The following is a 19692-nucleotide window of genomic DNA, read 5'->3' on the forward strand; positions in this document are numbered from 1 at the left end:
CACGGAGACACCTGTGCCCGAGGCGCCCCCCGCCGCCCCCGACCGCCACCGCGACGCCGGACCCGAGGACCGGTCCGATCACCGGCCCGACGACCGGCCCCGGTTCGGCCTCGACGACCAGGTCGCCTCCTACGACGTCGTCGTCGTCGGCGCCGGGCCGGCCGGCACCGCCGCGGCCGTCAGGGCCGCCGAGCTGGGCGCCCGCGTCGCCGTGGCCGAGGCCCGCCGCACGGGCGGGACCTGCGTCAACACCGGGTGCGTGCCGACCCGCGTGCTGGCCCGGACGGCCCGGTTCCTGCGCGAGGTGCGCAGCTCCGCCGAGTACGGCATCGGCGTGGGTGAGCCCGCGGTCGACTGGACCCGCACGGTCGCCCAGGTCCGTTCGGTCATCGGCGACGTGCTGGCCGCCAAGGACGACCCGGGCCGGCTGGAGCGGCTCGGTGTCGACCTGTTCCTCGAGGGGCCCGCGCGCTTCGTCGACCCGCACACGCTGGAGCTGGCCGACTCCGGGCGCCGGCTGCGCGGCGACACCGTCATCCTGGCCGTCGGCGGGCGGTCCAGGCGGCTGCCCGTGCCCGGCGCGGAGCTGGCCCACGTGCCGGAGCAGGTCCTCGACCTGCCCGACGTGCCGGCTCGCCTCGCCGTCATCGGGGCCGGCAACACCGGGGCGCAGCTGGTCACCAACTTCTCCGCGTTCGGCTCGCAGGTCACGCTGCTCGAGGTGGCGCCCCGCATCCTGATGTCGGCCGACGCCGACATCGCCCGCGTCGTCCGCGAGAGCTTCGAGGCCGACGGCGTCACGGTCCGGACCGGGATCCGGACCGTGACGGGCCTGGCCCGCACCGACGACGGGGCCATCGACCTGGGCTGGGTGGACGACGACGGCGAGCACCACGAGACCTTCGACGCCGTGATCATGAGCACCGGCTGGCCCGCCGCGATCGACGGGCTCGGCCTGGACGCCGCGGGCGTCGAGACCGACGGACCGGCCATCCCCGTCGACGCCTACCTGCGCACCAACGTCCCCCACGTCTACGCCGCGGGCGACGCCAACCAGCAGGCCATGCTCGTGCAGGCCGCCCACGTCGAGGCGGAGGCCGCCGCCAAGCACGCCGTCCTCGGCGCGACCCGTCGCAGCACCCACCACCTGATGCCCTCCGGCGGGTTCACCGACCCCGACTACGCCGGGGTGGGTCTCACGGAGGCCCAGGCCCGCGAGCGCGACGAGGCGGTGGTCGTGGTCACCGTGCCCTACGCGGCGATGGAGCGGCCCATCATCGACGGTCGCGACGAGGGGTTCCTCAAGCTCATCACCGACCGCCGGCGCGAGGTCGTGCTCGGTGCCCACGCGGTCGGCGAGTCCGCGGTCGAGGTCATCCAGGCCGTCACCACCGCCATGGCGGCCGGTGTCGACGTGTCGACCCTGGCCACGGTGGAGTTCGCCTACCCCACCTACAGCGCCATCATCGGCGAGGCCGCCCGCGAGCTGCAGGGCACCGACTCCCGCGACGGGGCCGACCGGCTGGACGACGTCGGGACGGGCGCCTGAACCGGGTCCGACCCCGGGTCTGACCTGCGAGGCGCATGATCCGCCGGACATCTGGGCACCTCAGGACCATGACCACGACAGACACGCACGTCACCGTCAGCCGCACCATCGACGCCTCGGCCAAGGACATCTTCGAGGTGCTGTCGAACCCCGAGCGGCACGCGCAGCTCGACGGGTCCGGCTTCGTCCGCAGCGACGAGAGGTCGGACAGGATCACCGGCTCCGGTCAGGTGTTCCGCATGAACATGCAGGGCGACCACATGGGCGGGGAGTACCAGACCGACAACACGGTCACCGGCTACCGGGAGAACCACCTGCTGGTCTGGCAGACCGCCCCCGCCGACACGCCTCCCCCCGGCTGGGAGTGGAAGTGGGAGCTCGAGGCGCAGGGCTCCGACTCGACCGTGGTCACCCTGACGTACGACTGGGCCAAGGTCACCGACAAGGACCTGCTGAAGAAGATCTCGTTCCCGCTCGTCAGCGAGGGCCAGCTCGAGGACTCCCTCAACGCCCTCGCCGAGCAGGTCGCCTGAGGCGACGAACGACCCCGGCCGAGGACTGGACCGCCCACGAAGGCGTAGTCGTCCTCGGGCCGGGTACGGGTCCCCTGGACGGGGGAGCCCCGCCCGATCGTCGAGAGGATCCCCCATGAGCAACCGCAACACCGTCGTACGCGTCCTGCACGACCTCGGTGCCGCCGCCTGGTTCGGCGGCACCCTGATGGGTGCGGTGGGCCTGAACGGCGCCGCCAACCAGGTCGCCCAGAAGGACGACCGGGCCCGCGTGGCGTCGGTCGGCTGGGCCCGCTGGGCGCCCGTCAACGCCGCCGCCATCGGCGCGCACGTCATCGGCGGCCTCGGTCTGCTGATCGCCAACCGCGACCGCGCCGCCCACCAGGAGGGGACCCGCGGCAACACCGTGGTCAAGTCCGTCCTCACCGTCGCCGGCGTCGGCCTCACCGCCTACAGCGGTGTCCTGGGCGCGCAGGTCGGCAAGGCCGGCCAGGTGCCCGCCGAGGGCGCCGTCGTGCCCTCCGGCGAGACCCCGACCGACGTGGCCGAGGCCATGAAGCGGCTGCGCCTCGTCCAGTTCGCGATCCCCGCCGTCGCCGGCCTGCTGATCGTGCTCGGCGCCCAGCAGGGGGAGCAGCAGAAGCCCGAGGAGCAGCGCAAGGGCCTGTCCGGCCTGCGTCGCCTCAAGGCTCGCGACTGACCTCTGCTCCACCGGACCGTCGCACCACCCGAACGCCCCCGGCTCACCGCCGGGGGCGTTCGTGCGTCCGGGGCGGGTAGCACCGTCGACACCCGTCGTGGGTCAGGAGCTGGTGCAGACCGGGCGTGACGTGGCTCAGGCGTCCCAGGCGTCGCGCAACCCCTGCAGCGCGCCCGCGTCGACCTCGCCGGGCAACCGGACCCGGTTGACGCCGCCGTCGGGGTGGATGTCGAGGCGGACGTGGGTCACGGTCGGGACCTCGGTCCCCGCGTCCCGCAGCCGGAAGCGGTGCACGGTGTCGGGCAGCAGCGCCGTCAGCGGCACGAGCTGCACCCACGCGCCGAGGTCGTCCAGCGAGGCCGACCGGGCGTCGACCCCGCGCAGCGACGCGGCACCGGGCGGGTTGCCGACGTAGTGCGTGGTGTCGACCTCGAGCACCCGCGGCACCCCGGCGGCGGCCAGCGCGAACGTCACCCACTCGTTGCCCGCGACGCGACGGCGGGCCGTCTCCCAGCCCTCGCCGATGGTGGGTGCGACCCCGGGACGGAGCAGGTTGCCGGGGGAGGAGTAGAACCGGTCCGAGCAGCCCACCACCCGCCCGCCGTGCTGGGCCGCGAGCAGGTCGACGGTGCCCTCGAGGAAGCGGGGGTCGGGGCGCACCTCCCCCAGGACGCGCAGCCGGGCGACGCCGCCGTCCGGGTAGATCCGCAGCCGGACGTGGGTCCAGGTGCTGCCGCCGGCGACGTCGAACGTGTTCTCGGTGTCACCGCGCAGCGGGCTGCGCGCCACCAGCGTCGTCCACGGCGCGGCCTCGAGGTCGTCCAGGGAGGGGTAGCCGTCCACCCGCAGCGCCTCCACCGAGGCCGAGGCGGGGTAGTTGCCGGTGAAGTGCGCGGTGTCCACCACGACGCGGCGGACGGTGCCGGGCGCACCCAGCCGCACGATCGCGTCGTCGTTGTCGTCGGGACCCGGCAACGAGCCCAGCGGCCCACGTCGACGTCGGGTCTCCCACCCGTCGTAGACCTTGCCGTCGGGGCCGAAGGTCGTCGGGTCCCAGGCAGCCGGGCCGGTCGCGATGAGGTGACGGCGGTCGGCGAACAGCTCGTCGTTCGCGGCGATCACCCGCCCGCCCAGGGCGCGGGAGGCCAGGTCGACCAGCTCGTCGCGGCTCTGGGGTGCGTCCGGCGCGTGGGGGCTCATGCGTCTCCTCGGGTGAGCAGGCGTCCGCGGGGCTCGGCGGTGAGGTCGACCTCGACCCCCGCGAGCCACGTGCTGCGGACGGTGCCGGTCAGGGTGCGACCCGCGTAGGCGGTGATGCGGTTGCGGTGGTGCAGCGTGTCGGGGTCCACCACGAACGGCTCGTCCGGTGCGAGGACCACGAGGTCGGCGGGGGCGCCGACGGCGAGTCGGCCCAACGTGTCCAGCCGCGCGACCCGGGCCGGGCCGACGGCGGCCCAGCGGACCACGTCGGCCAGGGTGAACCCGCGGGCCCGGGCCTCGGTCCACAGCAGCGGCAGCAGCAGCTGCAGGGACGAGATGCCGCCCCACGCGTCGCCGAAGTCGCCGGTGTCCAGCCGCTTGTCCTGCTCGGTCGAGGGGGAGTGGTCGCTGACCACGCAGTCGATGACGCCGTCGGCCAGGGCCCGCCAGAGGGCGTCGGCGTTGGCCGCGTCCCGGATCGGTGGGCAGCACTTGTACGTCGTGGCGCCGTCCGGGACGTCCTCGGCCGCCAGCACCAGGTAGTGGGGGCAGGTCTCGACGGTCACCGCCTGCCCGGCCGAGCGGGCCGCGGCCAGCGCGGGCAGCGCCGCGGCGCTGGACAGGTGCAGCACGTGGACCCGGGCCCCCGCGTCGGCGGCCAGGCCGAGCAGCCGCTCGACCGCCACCACCTCCGAGGAGTCGGGTCGCGAGGCCAGGAAGTCGGCGTAGCGCGGCCCGGTGGCCTCGGGGGCGCCGGCCAGGACGCCGGGGTCCTCCGCGTGGACGACGAGCGTCGCGTCCAGCGCCGCCACCCGCGTCAGGACCTCCCGCAGGGTCGCCTCGTCGAGGTGCCCGAACTCCGGCACGCCCGACGGGGCGAGGAACGACTTGAACCCGAGCACCCCGGCGTCGTGCAACGGCCCGAGGTCGGCCAGGTTCTCCGGGACCGCCCCGCCCCAGAAGGCGACGTCGACGTAGGTCCGGCCCTGCGCGGCCTCCTGCTTGGCGCGCAGGTTCGCCACCGTGGTCGTCGGCGGGACCGAGTTGAGCGGCATGTCGACCAGGGTCGTGGTGCCGCCGGCGGCTGCGGCCCGGGTGGCGGTGGCGAACCCCTCCCAGTGGGTGCGGCCGGGCTCGTTGACGTGCACGTGGCTGTCGACCAGACCGGGCAGCAGCACCTCGTCGTCGGCCAGCTCGACGACGCGGGCCGCGGTGGGGAGGTCCGCCGGCTCCGGCAGGTACGCCAGGTCGACACCACCGGACCCGCCGGCGCCGGGGTCGTGGCCGTCGTGGAGCAGGACGACCCGGCCGTCCCGGACCCCCACGACCGCGGGCCGCTCGACCGGGCCGTCGACGGTGTGCACGACCGCCCGCCGCGCCAGCAGGAGCAGGTCGAGCTGCGCGGTGCCCGCGTCGAGCCCGTCGTCGGTGAGGTCGCGGCTCATCCGGCCCCTCCCGTCGTGGTGCGCCGGGCGAGCCGGACCAGCTGCCCCGGGGTGCACCCGGTCGCGTCCACCGCCTCCGCGAGGTCGACCGCCCCGCAGTCCACGCCCCGCAGCACCGCGGCCGCCAGCGCCTGAGCGGTGGCGGGCTCGTCGAGCACCTGCGGGGCGTCCACGTCGTCCGCCCGGGCGGTGTACGCGCGCAGCCGTGCGGCGGCGGCGTCCAGCTCGGCCCGGAGCGCCAGGAACGTCGCCGCGTACCGGGTGACGAGCTGGCCGGGGTGCAGGTCCCAGCCCTGCCGCAGCGCCCGGGCCTGGGCCCGGGCGACGAGACGGGCGTGCAGCCGCAGCGCGTCCGCGACCTGGTCCGCGTCACCGACGGGCAGCACGTTGGTCGACCCGTCGCTCACCCGCACCCCGGTGCCGGCGGCGGCCAGCTGCATGACGGCCTTGGCGTGGTCGGCCAGCGGGTGGTCCAGGGACTGGTCGAGCGGGCCGACGCCCAGGGCGGCGCTGAAGTCGTAGGTGCCGTAGTGCAGGCCCTCGACCCGGCCGGCTCCGGCCTGGAGCATGACCGCGACCGTCGCGCCGCCGTCGGCGCCGAGGACGGCCTGGGGCATCTCGACCTGCAGCTCGAGACGGACGGTCCCGTCGGGGAGGCCGTGCTCGGCCTCCAGCCGCGCCGCGACCAGGGCGGCCGCGCGGACCTGCGCCGCGGAGGTGACCTTGGGCCAGGTGACGACGAACCGGTCGGGCAGACCGCCCGCGGCCACGGCCGAGGCGACGACGACGCCGAGCGTGCGCAGCCCGCGCTCGCGGGTCTCCGGTTGCAGCCCCTTGACCCGTACCCCGGCGACGAAGGGCCCCGCGGGGTCCTCGCGCCAGGCCGCCAGCGCCCGTCCGGCCGCGTCGGCGTCGGCGTCCTCGACGTCGTCCGGGCGCAGGCCGTACCCGTCCTCGAAGTCGACCCGCAGGTCCTCGACGGGCCGCCCGCGCAGCTTGGCGGCGACCCGGGGCCGGACCTCGTCCGCGGCCTCGACACCGACGCCGGTGAGCAGCGCCAGGGCGGCGGCGTCGGGGGCGGCCTCGGCCAGCACCTGCAGCGCGACGTCGCCCCAGGCCCGCGGCGTCGACGCCTCGACCCGGTCGGCCGGGACGTAGCAGGTGTGGACCGGTTGCGGGCGGGAGCTGTCACCCCGGTACGCCGCGGCGAACGCGGCGTCGTCCTCGGCCAGCAGGTCCGACACCTCGTCCAGCAGCACCACCTCAGTCCACCAGGCGGTAGGCCGGCAGCGTGAGGAAGTCGACGAACTCCTCGGCCAGTGCGACCTGCTCGAACAGCTCGCGGGCGCGGTCGACGTGCGGCAGGTCCGTCAACCCGCCGGCGACGTCGTCGACGACGCGGCGGACCAGCTCGCGCGTCACGGTGGCGCCGTCGTCCAGGACCACCTCGTTGCGGACCCACTGCCAGACCTGCGAGCGGCTGATCTCGGCCGTCGCGGCGTCCTCCATCAGGTTGTGGATGGCGACCGCGCCCGAGCCGCCGAGCCAGGCCGACAGGTAGCGCAGCGCCACGTCGACGTTGCCCCGCAGCCCGGCCGCGGTGGCCTGCCCGGGCGTCGAGCCCAGGTCGAGCAGGTCCGCGGCGGTGACGTGCACGTCGGGTCGCAGCCGGTCGAGCTGGTTGGGCCGCTCACCCAGGACGGCGGTGAACACCTCCTCGCAGACCGGCACCAGGTCCGGGTGCGCGACCCAGGAGCCGTCGAACCCGTCCCCGGACTCCCGGGTCTTGTCCGCCCGCACCTTGTCCAGCGCCACGGCGTTGACCTCGGGGTCGCGACGGCTCGGGATGAACGCGCTCATCCCGCCGATGGCGAAGGCGCCGCGTCGGTGGCAGGTGGACACGAGCAGCTCGGTGTAGGCCCGCAGGAACGGGGCCGTCATCGTCACGGCGTTGCGGTCCGGCAGCGTGAAGTCCGGCCCCGCCTCGCGCAGCACCTTGATGGCGCTGAACAGGTAGTCCCAGCGGCCCGCGTTCAGCCCGGAGGCGTGCTCGCGCAGCTCGTAGAGGATCTCCTCCATCTCGAAGGCGGCCGGGAGCGTCTCGATCAGGACGGTGGCGCGGATGGTGCCGTGCGCCAGGTCGAGGCGCTCCTCCGCGTAGCTGAAGACGTCGTCCCACAGCCGGGCCTCGAGGTGGCTCTCGGTCTTGGGCAGGTAGTAGAACGGGCCGTGCCAGGACGCGGCCAGGTGCGCGCCGTTGTGGAACACGTGCAGACCGAAGTCGACCAGGGCGCCGACCGCGGTGCGCCCGTCGACCAGCAGGTGCCGCTCGTCCAGGTGCCAGCCACGGGGCCGGACGACCGGGGTCGCGTGCCGCACGTCGTCGCGCAGCCGGTACTCCTTGCCGTTGTCGGCGGTGTGCTGCAGCGTGCCGCGGGCGGCGGCGTGCAGGACCAGCTGGCCGACGACCACGTTGCGCCAGTGCGGGGTGTTGGCGTCCTCGAGGTCCGCCAACCAGACGCGGGCCCCGGAGTTGAGGGCGTTGACCGCCATCTTGGGCTCGGTCGGCCCCGTGATCTCGACGCGCCGGTCGGCCAGGGCGTGCGGTGCCTCGGCGACCCGCCAGGTCGGGTCGTCGCGGACGTGCGCGGTCTCGGGCAGGAAGTCCGGCAGCTCGCCCGCGACGATCCGGGCCGTGCGCCGCCGGCGGGCCTCCAGCAGCTCGTCGCGCCGGGCGGCGAAGCGGGCGTGCAGCTCACCGACGAAGGCCAACGCCTCCTCGGTGAGGACCTCCTCGCCGCGCTCCACGTCGGGGCCGACGACCGTGAGGGTGGGGGTGGCGGGCGAGGGCGCGTCGGGGACGGTCATGCCCCATCCCACCAGACCTGGCCCGAGCCGTCACGCCTGGTTCGGCGTCCCCGCACCGGGACGAGGGTGCTCGGGGCGACCGTAGGTCAACCGGCGGAGCAGCACCTCGAAGGGCCCACGGCGTCCCGCGAGCACCAGCGACCAGGCGGCGGCCACGGTGACGAGCCAGGCCAGCAGGGCGATGCCGTACGCGGTCGCCGTGCCCATCCCCTCGCCGAGCCCGAGCCCCCACGGCGACAGCAGCGGCGCCAGGAGCACCGACTGCAGCAGGTAGCAGGTGAGCGACCGCTCGCCCACGGCCGCGAGGACGGCGGGAGCGCCGCGGCGGGGGGTGCGGCGCTCGTGGAGGCGCGCCGCCCAGAGGGCGAACAGGCAGACGTAGGCCACCCCCATGGCCGTTCCGGTGACCGCGTGGACCCCGGCCAGGACCCCGGTCGTCAGCGCCGCAGGCTCCCAGACCCGGGCCACCACCAACGCGTAGGGCAGGCCCCCGGCGACCCCGACCAGCGAGCCGCCGACCGCGAGGCGCCGCAGCAGCGGGAGGTGCTCCCGCGGCCGGTCCAGCAGCCCCGCCCGGGCCATGGCCACCCCGACCAGCATGGGCGCCAGCACGAGCATGACCACGGTGCCGACGACGACGCCGAGCACCCAGACGCTCGCCCGCTCCACCATCGAGGGCAGGTAGTCCGACGGTGCGGCCGGGAACTCAGGGGCGAGGCCGAGGACGGCGTACATGACGCCGAGCAGGACCAGGCTCACGGTCCCCCAGGCGATGAGGACGCGGGGCCGCCTGTTCATCAGCAGCAGCACCACCAGTCCGGTCGCGCCGTACATGCCGAGGATGTCGCCCTCGAACAGCAGCGCCGCGTGGACCCCGCCGAAGGCGATGAGCCACAGCTGGCGGCGCAGCAGGACCGAGCGACGCCGGCGCGGCTCGAGGCCCCGTTCGGCCGTCCGCCGCGCGATGGTGACCAGGCCGAAGCCGAAGAGCAGGGCGAACATCGGCCGGGACCGGTCGTTGACCAGGAGGGTGACGACGAGGTCCAGGGCCCGGTCCAGGGGGGTGCCGTCGACGGGCCGGAACCCGGGGCCGGTGTCCGTCCCGTGCAGGTACAGGCCGACGTTGGCCAGGGCGATGCCGAGCAGGACGGCGCCGCGGGCGAGGTCGGGCGCCCAGGAGCGCTGGGCGGCGGGGGTGGGGCCTGCGGCCACCCCCGTGCGTCCGCCGGGGACGGTGGTGGGCTCGCCGGGAGGTACGGCGACGGTGCGCATCGGCTCCATGCCGGACGACGTTAGGGGGGGCCTGGGTCGCATCCCATGGGGCAGGCGCACGAGGTGGGCCGGGGGGGCACCGTCGGTGCCACCGGGGGCGGGCCCCCCTCGGGCGGGGCGGAGGCAGGCTGGCGCGGGAGGCGGACCGGTGGTAGACGCGCCGGTGGGCGGACCCCGTCGGGGCCCGCCCACCGGTTGCTGCGGCTGGGTCAGCCGCGCAGGTTGAGCATGTTGTTCGCGCTGAACCGGGAGTTCCGCAGCGAACGGCCCGGGTCGGCGGCGCCGCCGGGGGCGTTGTCCTGCTCGTAGTTCGGGTTCATCTGGCCCTTCGGGCGGTAGCTGCGGAAGAACCGCTCGAAGTCGATGTCGCTGCTCGCGTCCCCGAACGGCACGATGTTGTAGCCGTTGCCCACGCCGGGCTCGGCCCCGGTGTGGTCGCCGTCCTTGGCGTGGAACAGCGGGATGCGCATGCCCTCGCGCGCGGCGAACGCGGTCGGGTCGAAGATGTTCTGCCGACGCTGGCCGTCGTGGTCGAAGTACCAGCGGTGCTGGTGGTTGGCCACGTGGCCCCAGAAGATGTCCAGCTCGATGGGGCAGGTGCGGTCGGTGCTGCGCAGGTAGTGCTCCATGAGCCGGGTCGGGGACTCCCCGCGCACCATGACGGGCGCGGGGAGCGCAGCGCCGGTGATCCGGTCGACGGTGACCTCGACCATGGGGCCGTCGGCCAGGAAGTTGTAGGCCGGGCTGTGGTTGTGCGGGTAGACCGACACCCGCAGCCGCGAACCCATGGCGTTGAGGGCGAGCCACTTCTCGGCGGCGAGGTCCCACGCCTCGACGTTGCGGTTGTTGGCGCTGGTGGGGTCGCCGCCCGTGCCCGTGAAGCCCATGCCCAGGATGGCCGCGGCCTCCAGCTCCAGCTGGAACCGGTCGCGCTCGAACGGGTTCATCGTGCCCGCGGGCGCGCCGCCCACCGACGGCGAACCGGGCCCGTCCCAGCTGTTCGGGATGTAGCCGTGGTTGCCGATGGCCTTGAGCCCGGTGTCGTCGAGGAACCTGCGCAGGCCACGGATGTACGTGAGGTACGCCGCGCGGTTCAGGTACAGGTTGTCGGGGTTGTTGACGGAGCCGAGGTTCGGCGCCGACCCGCCGCGGTTGGCCGCGTTCTGGTTCAGGCCGGCGAACTCGACCTGGCTGTAGCCGACCGAGGCGAGGTACTCGAAGACCTCGAGGAACCCGCCGGGCAGCGGCACCAGCGGGCCCAGGTCGGTGATGTCCTCGGGGAAGGCCGGCCCGCCCAGGTGCCCCATGGTGGGCGCGGGGTTGCCGTGGATGCCGATGCGGGAGACGGCGTCGCGCTGCGTGTAGAGGATCGTGCCGACGCGGCGGTCGGGGATGAGACGGCCGTTGGCGACGGCCCGCGTGCTGGCGAAGGCGGGGCTGGTGCTCGAGGCGGCGCTGGCCACCAGGGCCATGGCTCCTGCGGTGGCGCCGAAGAAGCGGCGGCGGCTGACGGGTGCGGTCACGGTGTGGGTCCTTCCGGGGGTCGCCGGGCTCCGGGGGCGACCCGGGGCCCCGACGTCGTTGTCGGCGGAGGTGATCTGTCGCGGCACGTGAGGTGTCGGTCCGCTGGACGTCGGGGATGGCGCCAGTCGGCTCGGCCGTCGCGGCTCGGGGGAGAGGCGGTGGCGACACCGAACTTCCTCGCCTGGCCGAGGCTTGTCAAGGATTCATGCCATCTTTTGAACGTTTGGTGGCAAAAGTGCGGCGGAGGGTCGCGCCCCCGTCCGGTCTGCCCCCATTTCCGCCCGATGGCAGGCTGGGTGGGTGAACCTGTACCTGCGCCTGCTGGCGTTCGCCCTGCTCACCCGCCGACGCAGCCGGGTGTCCGTGCTCGGTCCCGCGCGCACCCCGTTCCGGGTCTGGCCCACGGACCTCGACCTGCTGCGGCACGTCAACAACGGCACGTACCTGACGATCATGGACATCGCCCGGCTCGACCTGCTGTCACGGGCCGGGTTGTCCGGCGCCATCCGGTCGCGGGGCTGGTACCCGGTGGTGGTCGCGGAGACCATCACCTTCCGCCGCTCGTTGACCCTGTTCCAGCGCTTCGAGATCGTCACGACGTGCCTGGGCTGGGACGAGCGGTCGATCTTCCTGGCCCAGGACTTCGAGCGCGGCGGCACCGTCATCGCCTCCGCCGTGATCCGGGCCCGGTTCCTGGGGCGTGACGGCGAGCGGGTGACCCCGGAGCAGCTGCTCGAGCTCGCCGGTGACCTGGGGCCGCGACCGGTCCTGCCGGAGTGGGTCGAGCGCTGGGCCGCGGCGACGGACACCCGGTCGGCGGCCGCCGCGGCGTAGGTCTCCGGCCGCCCGCCGGGACCGGTGCCGGGGCGGTGCGTCTCGGTCGCTGCTCCCGCGGCCACGGGACGGGTCGGACCGTTGTGGTGTGCCTGGGGCGGGTGTTTGATTGACACCGGGCGACGTCGACGCTTACGCGATGGGAGGCCCGCATGACCGATGTGTCACCCGGGGCACGCAGGTGGACGGACGACCGCCGCGCCCTCACGTTGCTGAAGCTGACTCCCACGCTCCTGGTGCTGGCCGTCTCGACGGTGGCGATCACGCAGTTCCCGCCCGGGCCGGACCCCGGGGCGTCGACCCCACCGGTGGCGGCCCCGACGAGCGAGTCGGCGGCCGAGGGTGCGACCGGGGCAGCGGGCATCGTCGTGGGGCCGGACCGAGCCGGCGCGGCCGCCGGTGCCCTGAGCAGCGTGGGCGCGCTCGCCGAGCTCGTCGGCTCTCGTCCCGCCGTGGGTCTCGCGGCAGGTGGCCGGCAGTCGTCGAGCCCTGTGCCGTCGACCCCTCGGCCGGACCTGGGGTCGGGCAGACCGCCGTCCGCCACGTCAGCAGCGCAGCCGGTAGCCGCAGCGGCGCCGGGACCGACCACCACGGCCAAGGCCGGCGCGCCGGTCAGGACCATCGAGGCGCCGACGGCGGCACCGGCTGCGACGGCGGCACCCGCTGCGACGGCGGCACCCGCTGCGACGGCGGCACCCGCTGCGACGGCGGCCCCCGTTGCGACGGCCAGACCCGTTGCGACGGCGGATCCCGTTCCGACGAGCAGGCCCGTTCCGACGAGCAGGCCCGTTCCGACGAGCAGGCCGGTGCCGACGAGCAGGCCGGTGCCGACGAGCAGGCCGGTGCCGACGAGCAGGCCCGTTCCGACGAGCAGGCCGGCGCCGACGAACGCCCCGGTCACCCCGACCGCCGCGCCGGCCGACCCGGTCCCCGCGGAGAACGGCCGGCCCACCGGGAAGGGCAAGCCCGATGGCAACGCCGACGGCAGGCCCGACCACGCGGGGCACGGCAGGCCCGACCACGCGGGGCACGGCAGGCCCGACCAGGCGGGGCACGGCAGGCCCGACCAGGCGGGGCACGGCAGGCCCGACCACGCGGGGCACGGCAAGCCCGCCACGGCCGGCAACGGCCGACCCTCTCCCTGACGCCGCCCCCGGCGCCCGGGGCGACCAGCACCGGACCTAGACGAAGCCGGGCACCGACTCCCACGCGCGTCCGGCGGGCGGGGCGTCCTCGCGCAGCACGCTGCCCTCGATCAGACCGTAGGGGCGGTCGGCGGCGACGAAGACCTCGTTGGGGTTGTCGAGGCCGAACGGGGTCAGGTCGACGACGAAGTGGTGCTTGTTGGGCATGGACAACCGCACCTCGGCGACGTCCGGGTGCTGCTCCAGGACGGCCCTGCCCATGGCGTACAGGGTCTGCTGCAGGGCGAGCGAGTGCAGCGACGCGAACGTCTCGAGCAGGGTGGTGCGGATCGCGGCGTGCGCGGCCGAGAAGCTGCCACCGTGCTCCGCGATGGAGGCGTAGCGCCAGCGGGCGGTCACCGCGGTCGCCAGCACCCGGTCGGAGGTCTCGGGCAGGGTCGTCCACGCGTCCCGCGGGAACCCGTGGAACTCCGAGCCGGTGGACTTGAGCACCACGAGGTCGCGCAGCCCGGACAGCACCCAGGTGTCGTCCCCGTCGATCGTCACCACCGTGGTGCGGGTCTCGCCGCCCGGGCGGCTGAACGCGTGGTCGTGCTCGACGCCGTCGACCTCGATGCGTTGCCAGGAGTGGGTGTCCACCTCGATCCGGGCGCCGGTCACGGCGTCCTGGGTGTCGACGAAGTGCCGCCCGAGCCGCATCGCGAAGTCCTCCGGGTCGCCCACCCCGAACTGCCGGGCGAAGGCGAACACGGTGTTCTTCTGGGTGTCGGTCGGCAGGACGGCGGAGTTGTCGCCGTGCAGGTGCGTCCCCGCGAAGTCGCCCCGCAGCTGGGTGGTGACCGTGAGGTCGGTGATGACGTGACGGGGCGTCGACCGGTCCACGTGCACGAGGCGGACCTCGGCCTTGCCGTACTGGTTGGGTCCCAGGACGATCCCCATGTCAGCTCCCGCGGTAGGTGGAGTAGGCGAACGGCGACAGCAGCAGCGGCACGTGGTGGTGCGCGCGGTCCGGGTCCAGGGTGAACGTGACCACGACGTAGGGGTAGAAGGTCTCGCGGTCGGCGGCGGTGAACCAGTCGCCCGTGGCGAACGTCAGGCGGTACGTGCCGTGCGGCATGCCCGGACCGGCGTCGGGGCCGAGCGAGCGGCACCGACCGTCGCCGTCGGTGGTGGCCGCCGCCACCTGCTCCCACCCGTCGTCGGTGGACCGCTCCAGGACGACGACCACCCCGGCCGCAGGGCTGCCGGTGGCGGCGTCCAGGACGTGCGTGGTGACGGCGCTCACCGGCCGGCCTCCGGCTGCGCGAGCTGGTCGAGCAGGCCACGCAGCCGCAGCACGGCGATCTCGCCCAGCTGCTGCCGGACGACGCGGCCCTCGGTGGCGGGGTCGTTGCCCAGCCGCTGCTGCGCCAGGGCCAGCAGGTCCTCTGCGCTGCGCCCGGTGGCGCGGACCAGGAACACCTGGCCGAAGCGGGCCTCGTAGGCGAGGTTGGCCCGCAGCAGCAGCTCGGCGGTGGTCGGGTCCAGGCTCACCCCCGCCTGCTCGCGCCGCGAGTGCGCGGACGACGGGCCGGCGTCCGTGGGTCGTTCCCCGATCCGGGGGTGCGCCGTCAGGGCCTGCCGCACGCCGTCGTCCGACAGCCCCTGCGCCGCGGCCCCGGCCGCGGCCTCCACGGCGGGCACGGAGCCGTACGGCCGCCCGGCGAGGAGGGCGTCGACCCACTCCCGAGCGTGCAGGCACACCTCGAGCCGTGGTCGCAGCGTCTCCGCCGCGGACGCGTCGAACGCGTCGACGGCCCGGGTCGGGCCGTCGGGGGCTGCTGCCGGGACGTCGCTCACGCGAGCAGTATCACCGCACGTCGTCCCTCGCGCCCCGGTTGCGGTGCGGTGGCAGCATCACCGTCGCGTGCCCGTGGGTACCCTGGCGCATGGTCGACGTCGAGCCGCTGGTGCTGCGCCTGAACGGGCGCGACGTGGCCCTCGGGGGCCTGCCGCCGACCGCGACGCTGCTGCGTGCGGTCCGGGCCCAGGGCCTGGTCGGGACCAAGGAGGGCTGCGGCGACGGGGACTGCGGCGCCTGCACCGTGGTGCTCACCTCGAGCGGGCCCGACGGCACCCCTACCCACCGAGCGGTGAACAGCTGCCTGGTCCCGGTCGGGTCCGTCGTGGGCCTGGACGTGGTCACGGTCGAGGGGGTGGCCGCCCCCGACGGCGGGCTGCACCCGGTCCAGCAGGCCGTGGTCGACTGTGCCGGGTCCCAGTGCGGCTACTGCACACCGGGTGTCGTGATGAGCATGTTCGCCGGCTACCACGACCCGGTCGAGCGGGGCCCGGACGGCGTCGACCCCGCCGTCGTCGAGGGCAACCTGTGCCGCTGCACCGGTTACACGTCCATCCGCCGCGCCTGCCGCCGGCTGGGTGCCCCCGAGGGCACGGGTGCGGACGCACCCGCGCCCAGGGCGTCCACGGCCCACGTCGCCGCCGTGACGTCCGCCGGGCGCACGTTCCTCCGTCCGACGGCGCTGGCCGACGCGCTCGCCCTGCTGGCCGGGCACCCCGACGCGACCCTGGTCGCCGGTGGCACCGACCTGGGCCTCGAGCTGTCGCACCGCACCCTCGACCCCGCCGTCGTGGTGTCGCTGGAGCACGTGGTCGAGCTGCAGCGGCTGCGGCGGACGGCCACGCACCTGCAGGTCGGGGCCGGAGTCACGCTGACCCGGCTCGAGCGCGAGGCGGCCGGCCTGCTCCCGGCGCTGGAGGAGATGCTGCACTGGTTCGCGGCCCGTCAGGTCCGCAACCGCGCCACGCTCGGCGGCAACCTGGGCACCGCGTCACCCATCGGCGACCTGCCCCCGGTCCTGCTGGCGCTCGACGCCGACGTGCACCTGGACGGCCCGGACGGGCCCCGCACGGTGGCCGTCGCGGACTTCTTCACCGGGTACCGCGAGACGAGGCGCCGTCCCGGCGAGGTGGTCACCCGGGTCGACCTGCCCCTGGGCCCCGGTGCGGGGGCGACGACCCGGTTGAGCGGGTCCTACAAGGTCGGCAAGCGAGGCACCGACGACATCAGCGTCGTCGCCGCCGCGTTCACCGTCGACCTGGACGCCGAGGGGACCGTGGTCCACGCCCGCCTCGCGTACGGCGGCGTCGCCGCCACCCCGGTGCGCGCCCACGAGGTCGAGAGCACCCTGCTCGGCACCCGTCTGGACCGGGGCACCGTCGCCCGCGCGGCCGGCCTGCTGCGGGACACGTTCACCCCGCTGGACGACCTGCGTGCCAGCGCCGACTACCGCCGTCGGCTGGTGGGGAGCCTGTTCGAGAAGTTCTGCGCCGAGCACGCCCCGCCCGTCGGCGACGACCGTCACCCGGAGGCCGTGGCATGAGCGGCCCCGCCCGGCCGCACGAGAGCGCGGTCGGCCACGTCACCGGCCGGGCGGTCTACACCGACGACCAGGTCCGTCCCACCGGTCAGCTGACCGCCTGGCCCGTGGTCTCACCGCACGCGCACGCCCGCCTCCTGACCGTGGACACCGCGGGTGCGCTCGCCGTCCCCGGTGTCGTCGTGGTCCTCGGGCCCGAGCACGTGCCCGGCGTCAACGACTGCACCGGTCACGCCGCCGACGAGGAGCTGCTGCCCACCGGGCTGGTCCACCACGTCGGTCAGGTCGTCCGCTGGGTGCTGGGCGAGACCGAGGACGCCGCACGGCTCGGCGCCGCGGCGGTGCGCGTGGACTACGAGCCGCTGCCCGCCGTCCTCGGCATCGACGACGCCCTCGCCGCCGGGAGCGTCCACACCCAGCCCCGGCGGATCCTCCGCGGCGACCCCGACGCCGTGCTCGCGGACGCGGCCCGCGCCGACGGCCGGCACGTCCTGACCGGGGAGGTTCGGACCGGCGCGCAGGACCACTTCTACCTGGAGACCCACGCCGCGTGGGCGCACGTCGACCCCGACGGCGACGTCGCCTGCACCGTGTCGACGCAGCACCCGAGCGAGACGCAGGGCGTGGTGGCCAAGGTGCTCGGCCTGCCGCGTAGCCGGGTCGTCGTCACCTGCCTGCGGATGGGCGGCGGCTTCGGCGGCAAGGAGTCGCAGTGCCACCCGTTCGCGGCCGTGGCCGCGCTCGCCTCGCACGTCACCGGCCGCCCGGTCCGGGTGCGGCTGGACCGGCAGCAGGACATGACCATCACCGGCAAGCGGCACCCGTTCCTCGGCCGCTACCGGGTGGCGTTCGACGACGACGGCCGGTTGCTCGCGCTGGACGCCCAGCTGGTCAGCGACGGCGGCTGGAGCCTGGACCTGTCCGACCCGGTGACCAGCCGCGCGATGTTCCACGTCGACAACGGCTACTTCGTGCCGGCGCTGCGGGTGACCGGTCAGGTCGCGCGGACCAACCACGTCAGCCACACCGCGTTCCGCGGCTTCGGCGGGCCGCAGGGGATGCTGGTGGCCGAGGAGGTCCTGGACCGGGTGGCCCGTCAGCTGGGGCTGCTGCCGGAGCTGGTGCGCGAGCGCAACCTGTACCGCGGCCCGGAGGACGGCGGCGACGTGGACCGCGCCACCACCCACTACGGCCAGCGCGTCCTGGACAACCGGTTGCCCCGGATCTGGCGCGAGCTGTCGGAGCGCACCGACCTGGCGGCGCGCCGGGCCGAGGTCAGTGCGTTCAACAGCGTCGCCACCGGCTCCCGTCGCGGGCTGGCCGTCACCCCGGTCAAGTTCGGCATCTCGTTCACCAAGGGCCAGTACAACCAGGCCGGGGCGCTGGTGCTGGTCTACCTGGACGGCAGCATCCAGCTCAACCACGGCGGCACCGAGATGGGCCAGGGCCTGCACACGAAGATGCTGCACGTCGCCGCGGAGACCCTGGGGGTCGACCGCGCCCGGTTCCGGGCGATGCCGACGTCGACCGACAAGGTGCCGAACACCTCGGCCACCGCCGCCAGCAGCGGCTCCGACCTCAACGGCATGGCCGTCCGGGCGGCCTGCGAGACGATCCGCGGCCGGCTCGCCGTGGTCGCGGCGAGGCTGCTGGGCCGCAACAGCCCCGAGGACCTGGTGTTCGCCGACGACCACGTGTTCGCGGCCAAGGAGCCGGACCGGCGCATCGGTTTCGCAGAGCTGGCCTACGCCGCCTACGACCAGCTGGTGTCGCTGTCGGCCACGGGCTACTACCGGACCCCGAACCTGGTCTGGGACCCCGAGGCCGGACGGGGGACGCCGTTCCACTACTTCGCGTTCGGGGCCGCGCTGAGCGAGGTCGAGGTGGACGGGTACACGGGCACCTTCCGGCTGCGGGCCGTCGACGTGCTGCACGACGTCGGGGACTCGCTGAACCCGCTGGTGGACCGGGGTCAGGTGGAGGGCGGGTTCGTGCAGGGCATGGGCTGGTTGACCATGGAGGAGTGCGTCTGGGACGACGACGGCCGGTTGCGGACCTTCGCCCCCAGCACCTACAAGATCCCGACCGTGGCCGAGGTCCCCGAGCACTTCGAGGTCCACCTGCTGGGCGACGCCGCCCAGGACCGGACGGTCCTGGGCAGCAAGGCGGTCGGCGAGCCGCCGTTCATGCTGGCGCTGTCGGTGCGGGAGGCGCTGCGCGACGCGGTTGCCGGGTTCGGCCCGGCCGGTCCGGGGCAACGGGTCGAGCTCGCGGTCCCCGCGACGCCCGAGGCGACCCTCGCGGCGATCGACGCCGTCCGGTCCGGCGGCACCGGTGGCACCGGCGGCACCGGTGGCACAGGTGGGACCGGCAGCGGTCGCGGCGCGGGCGAGCTGTCGGCGCAGCAGTGAGCGGTGCGGACGAGACGGGCGGGGCCGGGCAGTCGTGGTGGGAGGCCCTGGGTGAGCTCACGGCGGCGGGCACGCCGTTCGTGCTCGTCACGGTGGCCGAGGTCCGCGGCCACACCCCTCGCGGTGCCGGCAGCAAGATGCTGGTCACTGCCACCCGGGCCGTCGGCACCGTCGGCGGCGGCAGCCTCGAGCGCTCGGCGGTCCTGCAGGCGCGTCGGATGCTCGACGACGGCGCGGTGTCACCGCGGCTGGAACGCACCCGGCTGGACCGCAGCCCCGGTGAGCACGGCGTGCAGTGCTGCGGGGGAGAGGTGACCCTGCTGCTGGAGCCCGTCCGTCCCGCCCGTCCGGTGGTCGCCGTGTTCGGCGCCGGGCACGTCGGTCGTGCGCTCGCGCAGGTGCTGTCGGTGCTGCCCGTCGACGTCCGCCTGGTCGACTCCCGCCCGGACGAGCTCGTGCCCGTCGCGACCGGTCGCGTCGGCGCCGCCGACGTGTCGACCGTGCCCGCGCCGGTCCCGGACGTCGTGGCCCGCGACCTGCCCTCGGGTGCGCACGTGCTCGTCATGACCCACGACCACACCGAGGACCTCGCGGTGCTCGACGTCTGCCTGCGTCGTGACGACCTGGGGTTCCTGGGTCTGATCGGCAGCGCGGCCAAGTGGCGCACGTTCCGTGCGCAGCTGGGTCACCTCGGCCACGACGAGGCCGCGCTGGCGCGGGTCACCACCCCGATCGGCCTCGACGGCGTGCCGGGCAAGAGCCCCGCGGCCATCGCCGTGGCGACGGCCGCGCAGCTGCTGACCGTGCTCGACCTGCCGGAGAGCAGCACCTGACGGGGACCGCGCCGGGGAC

At 74.9% G+C, this 19692-nt stretch carries 16 protein-coding genes; 7 read left to right on the top strand and 9 right to left on the bottom strand.

Going from position 1 to position 19692, the window contains the following annotated elements; translation table 11 throughout:
- The first annotated feature begins 13 nt into the window (after positions 1 to 13).
- The 3 genes from ACR80Q_RS02650 (at position 14) to ACR80Q_RS02660 (ending at position 2761) form a co-directional block, all read left to right on the top strand.
- Positions 14 to 1549 carry a dihydrolipoyl dehydrogenase family protein gene (locus ACR80Q_RS02650; protein ID WP_435375994.1) on the top strand — a complete coding sequence of 512 codons (1536 nt, stop codon included), beginning with the start codon at positions 14 to 16 and terminating at the stop codon, positions 1547 to 1549.
- A gap of 68 nt (positions 1550 to 1617) precedes the next feature.
- Complete coding sequence (locus ACR80Q_RS02655; protein ID WP_435375995.1) at positions 1618 to 2082, top strand: SRPBCC family protein; 465 nt, start codon at positions 1618 to 1620, stop codon at positions 2080 to 2082.
- A gap of 115 nt (positions 2083 to 2197) precedes the next feature.
- Positions 2198 to 2761 (top strand): hypothetical protein, encoded by a 564-nt coding sequence (locus tag ACR80Q_RS02660; protein WP_435375996.1) that lies wholly within the window; start codon positions 2198 to 2200, stop codon positions 2759 to 2761.
- A gap of 135 nt (positions 2762 to 2896) precedes the next feature.
- Here the strand turns inward: ACR80Q_RS02660 and alc are convergent, their stop codons facing one another.
- The 6 genes from alc to ACR80Q_RS02690 all read right to left on the bottom strand — a co-directional run bounded on the left by alc (position 2897) and on the right by ACR80Q_RS02690 (position 11069).
- Complete coding sequence (alc, locus tag ACR80Q_RS02665) at positions 2897 to 3961, bottom strand: allantoicase (RefSeq protein WP_435375997.1); 1065 nt, start codon at positions 3959 to 3961, stop codon at positions 2897 to 2899.
- Positions 3958 to 5406 (bottom strand): allantoinase AllB, encoded by a 1449-nt coding sequence (gene allB, locus ACR80Q_RS02670; RefSeq protein WP_435375998.1) that lies wholly within the window; start codon positions 5404 to 5406, stop codon positions 3958 to 3960. The genes alc and allB overlap by 4 nt, the downstream gene beginning before the upstream one ends.
- Positions 5403 to 6668: a DUF6986 family protein gene (locus ACR80Q_RS02675; protein ID WP_435375999.1), complete on the bottom strand. Its 1266-nt coding sequence runs from the start codon at positions 6666 to 6668 to the stop codon at positions 5403 to 5405. Before ACR80Q_RS02675 ends, allB begins: the two co-directional genes overlap by 4 nt.
- 1 nt (position 6669) lies before the next feature.
- Complete coding sequence (aceB, locus tag ACR80Q_RS02680) at positions 6670 to 8274, bottom strand: malate synthase A (RefSeq protein ID WP_435376000.1); 1605 nt, start codon at positions 8272 to 8274, stop codon at positions 6670 to 6672.
- Positions 8275 to 8304: 30 nt separating this feature from the next.
- The gene (locus tag ACR80Q_RS02685; protein ID WP_435376001.1) at positions 8305 to 9555 is read right to left on the bottom strand and encodes a DUF418 domain-containing protein; all 1251 of its coding nucleotides are present in this window, start codon (positions 9553 to 9555) and stop codon (positions 8305 to 8307) included.
- A 200-nt stretch (positions 9556 to 9755) separates the two neighbouring features.
- Positions 9756 to 11069, bottom strand: coding sequence for an IolE/MocC family protein (locus ACR80Q_RS02690; protein ID WP_435376002.1), 1314 nt, complete (start codon positions 11067 to 11069; stop codon positions 9756 to 9758).
- A 301-nt stretch (positions 11070 to 11370) separates the two neighbouring features.
- Here ACR80Q_RS02690 and ACR80Q_RS02695 point away from each other — a divergent pair, with 301 nt between their 5' ends.
- Positions 11371 to 11904, top strand: a complete 534-nt coding sequence (locus ACR80Q_RS02695) for an acyl-CoA thioesterase (protein WP_435376003.1) — start codon at positions 11371 to 11373, stop codon at positions 11902 to 11904.
- A gap of 1181 nt (positions 11905 to 13085) precedes the next feature.
- Here the strand turns inward: ACR80Q_RS02695 and pucL are convergent.
- From pucL to uraD, 3 genes are read right to left on the bottom strand one after another with little or no spacing between them, the layout of a single operon-like run.
- Positions 13086 to 13988: a factor-independent urate hydroxylase gene (gene pucL, locus ACR80Q_RS02700; protein WP_435376004.1), complete on the bottom strand. Its 903-nt coding sequence runs from the start codon at positions 13986 to 13988 to the stop codon at positions 13086 to 13088.
- Position 13989: 1 nt separating this feature from the next.
- Positions 13990 to 14334 (bottom strand): hydroxyisourate hydrolase, encoded by a 345-nt coding sequence (gene uraH, locus ACR80Q_RS02705; protein ID WP_435376005.1) that lies wholly within the window; start codon positions 14332 to 14334, stop codon positions 13990 to 13992.
- Positions 14331 to 14888 carry a 2-oxo-4-hydroxy-4-carboxy-5-ureidoimidazoline decarboxylase gene (uraD, locus tag ACR80Q_RS02710; protein ID WP_435376006.1) on the bottom strand — a complete coding sequence of 186 codons (558 nt, stop codon included), beginning with the start codon at positions 14886 to 14888 and terminating at the stop codon, positions 14331 to 14333. The genes uraH and uraD overlap by 4 nt, the downstream gene beginning before the upstream one ends.
- 89 nt (positions 14889 to 14977) lie before the next feature.
- Between uraD and ACR80Q_RS02715 the strand changes: the two genes are divergently transcribed.
- The 3 genes from ACR80Q_RS02715 to xdhC are packed head-to-tail and all read left to right on the top strand — an operon-like array spanning position 14978 to position 19673.
- Positions 14978 to 16432 carry a xanthine dehydrogenase small subunit gene (locus tag ACR80Q_RS02715; protein ID WP_435376007.1) on the top strand — a complete coding sequence of 485 codons (1455 nt, stop codon included), beginning with the start codon at positions 14978 to 14980 and terminating at the stop codon, positions 16430 to 16432.
- The gene (gene xdhB / locus ACR80Q_RS02720; RefSeq protein ID WP_435376008.1) at positions 16429 to 18840 is read left to right on the top strand and encodes a xanthine dehydrogenase molybdopterin binding subunit; all 2412 of its coding nucleotides are present in this window, start codon (positions 16429 to 16431) and stop codon (positions 18838 to 18840) included. The genes ACR80Q_RS02715 and xdhB overlap by 4 nt, the downstream gene beginning before the upstream one ends.
- A complete protein-coding gene (gene xdhC / locus ACR80Q_RS02725; protein ID WP_435376009.1) occupies positions 18837 to 19673 on the top strand; it encodes a xanthine dehydrogenase accessory protein XdhC in 837 nt (278 codons plus the stop codon). The genes xdhB and xdhC overlap by 4 nt, the downstream gene beginning before the upstream one ends.
- The last annotated feature ends 19 nt before the right edge of the window (positions 19674 to 19692 follow it).

Source organism: Aquipuribacter aurantiacus, assembly GCF_051216895.1.
GTDB lineage: Bacteria > Actinomycetota > Actinomycetes > Actinomycetales > JBBAYJ01 > Aquipuribacter.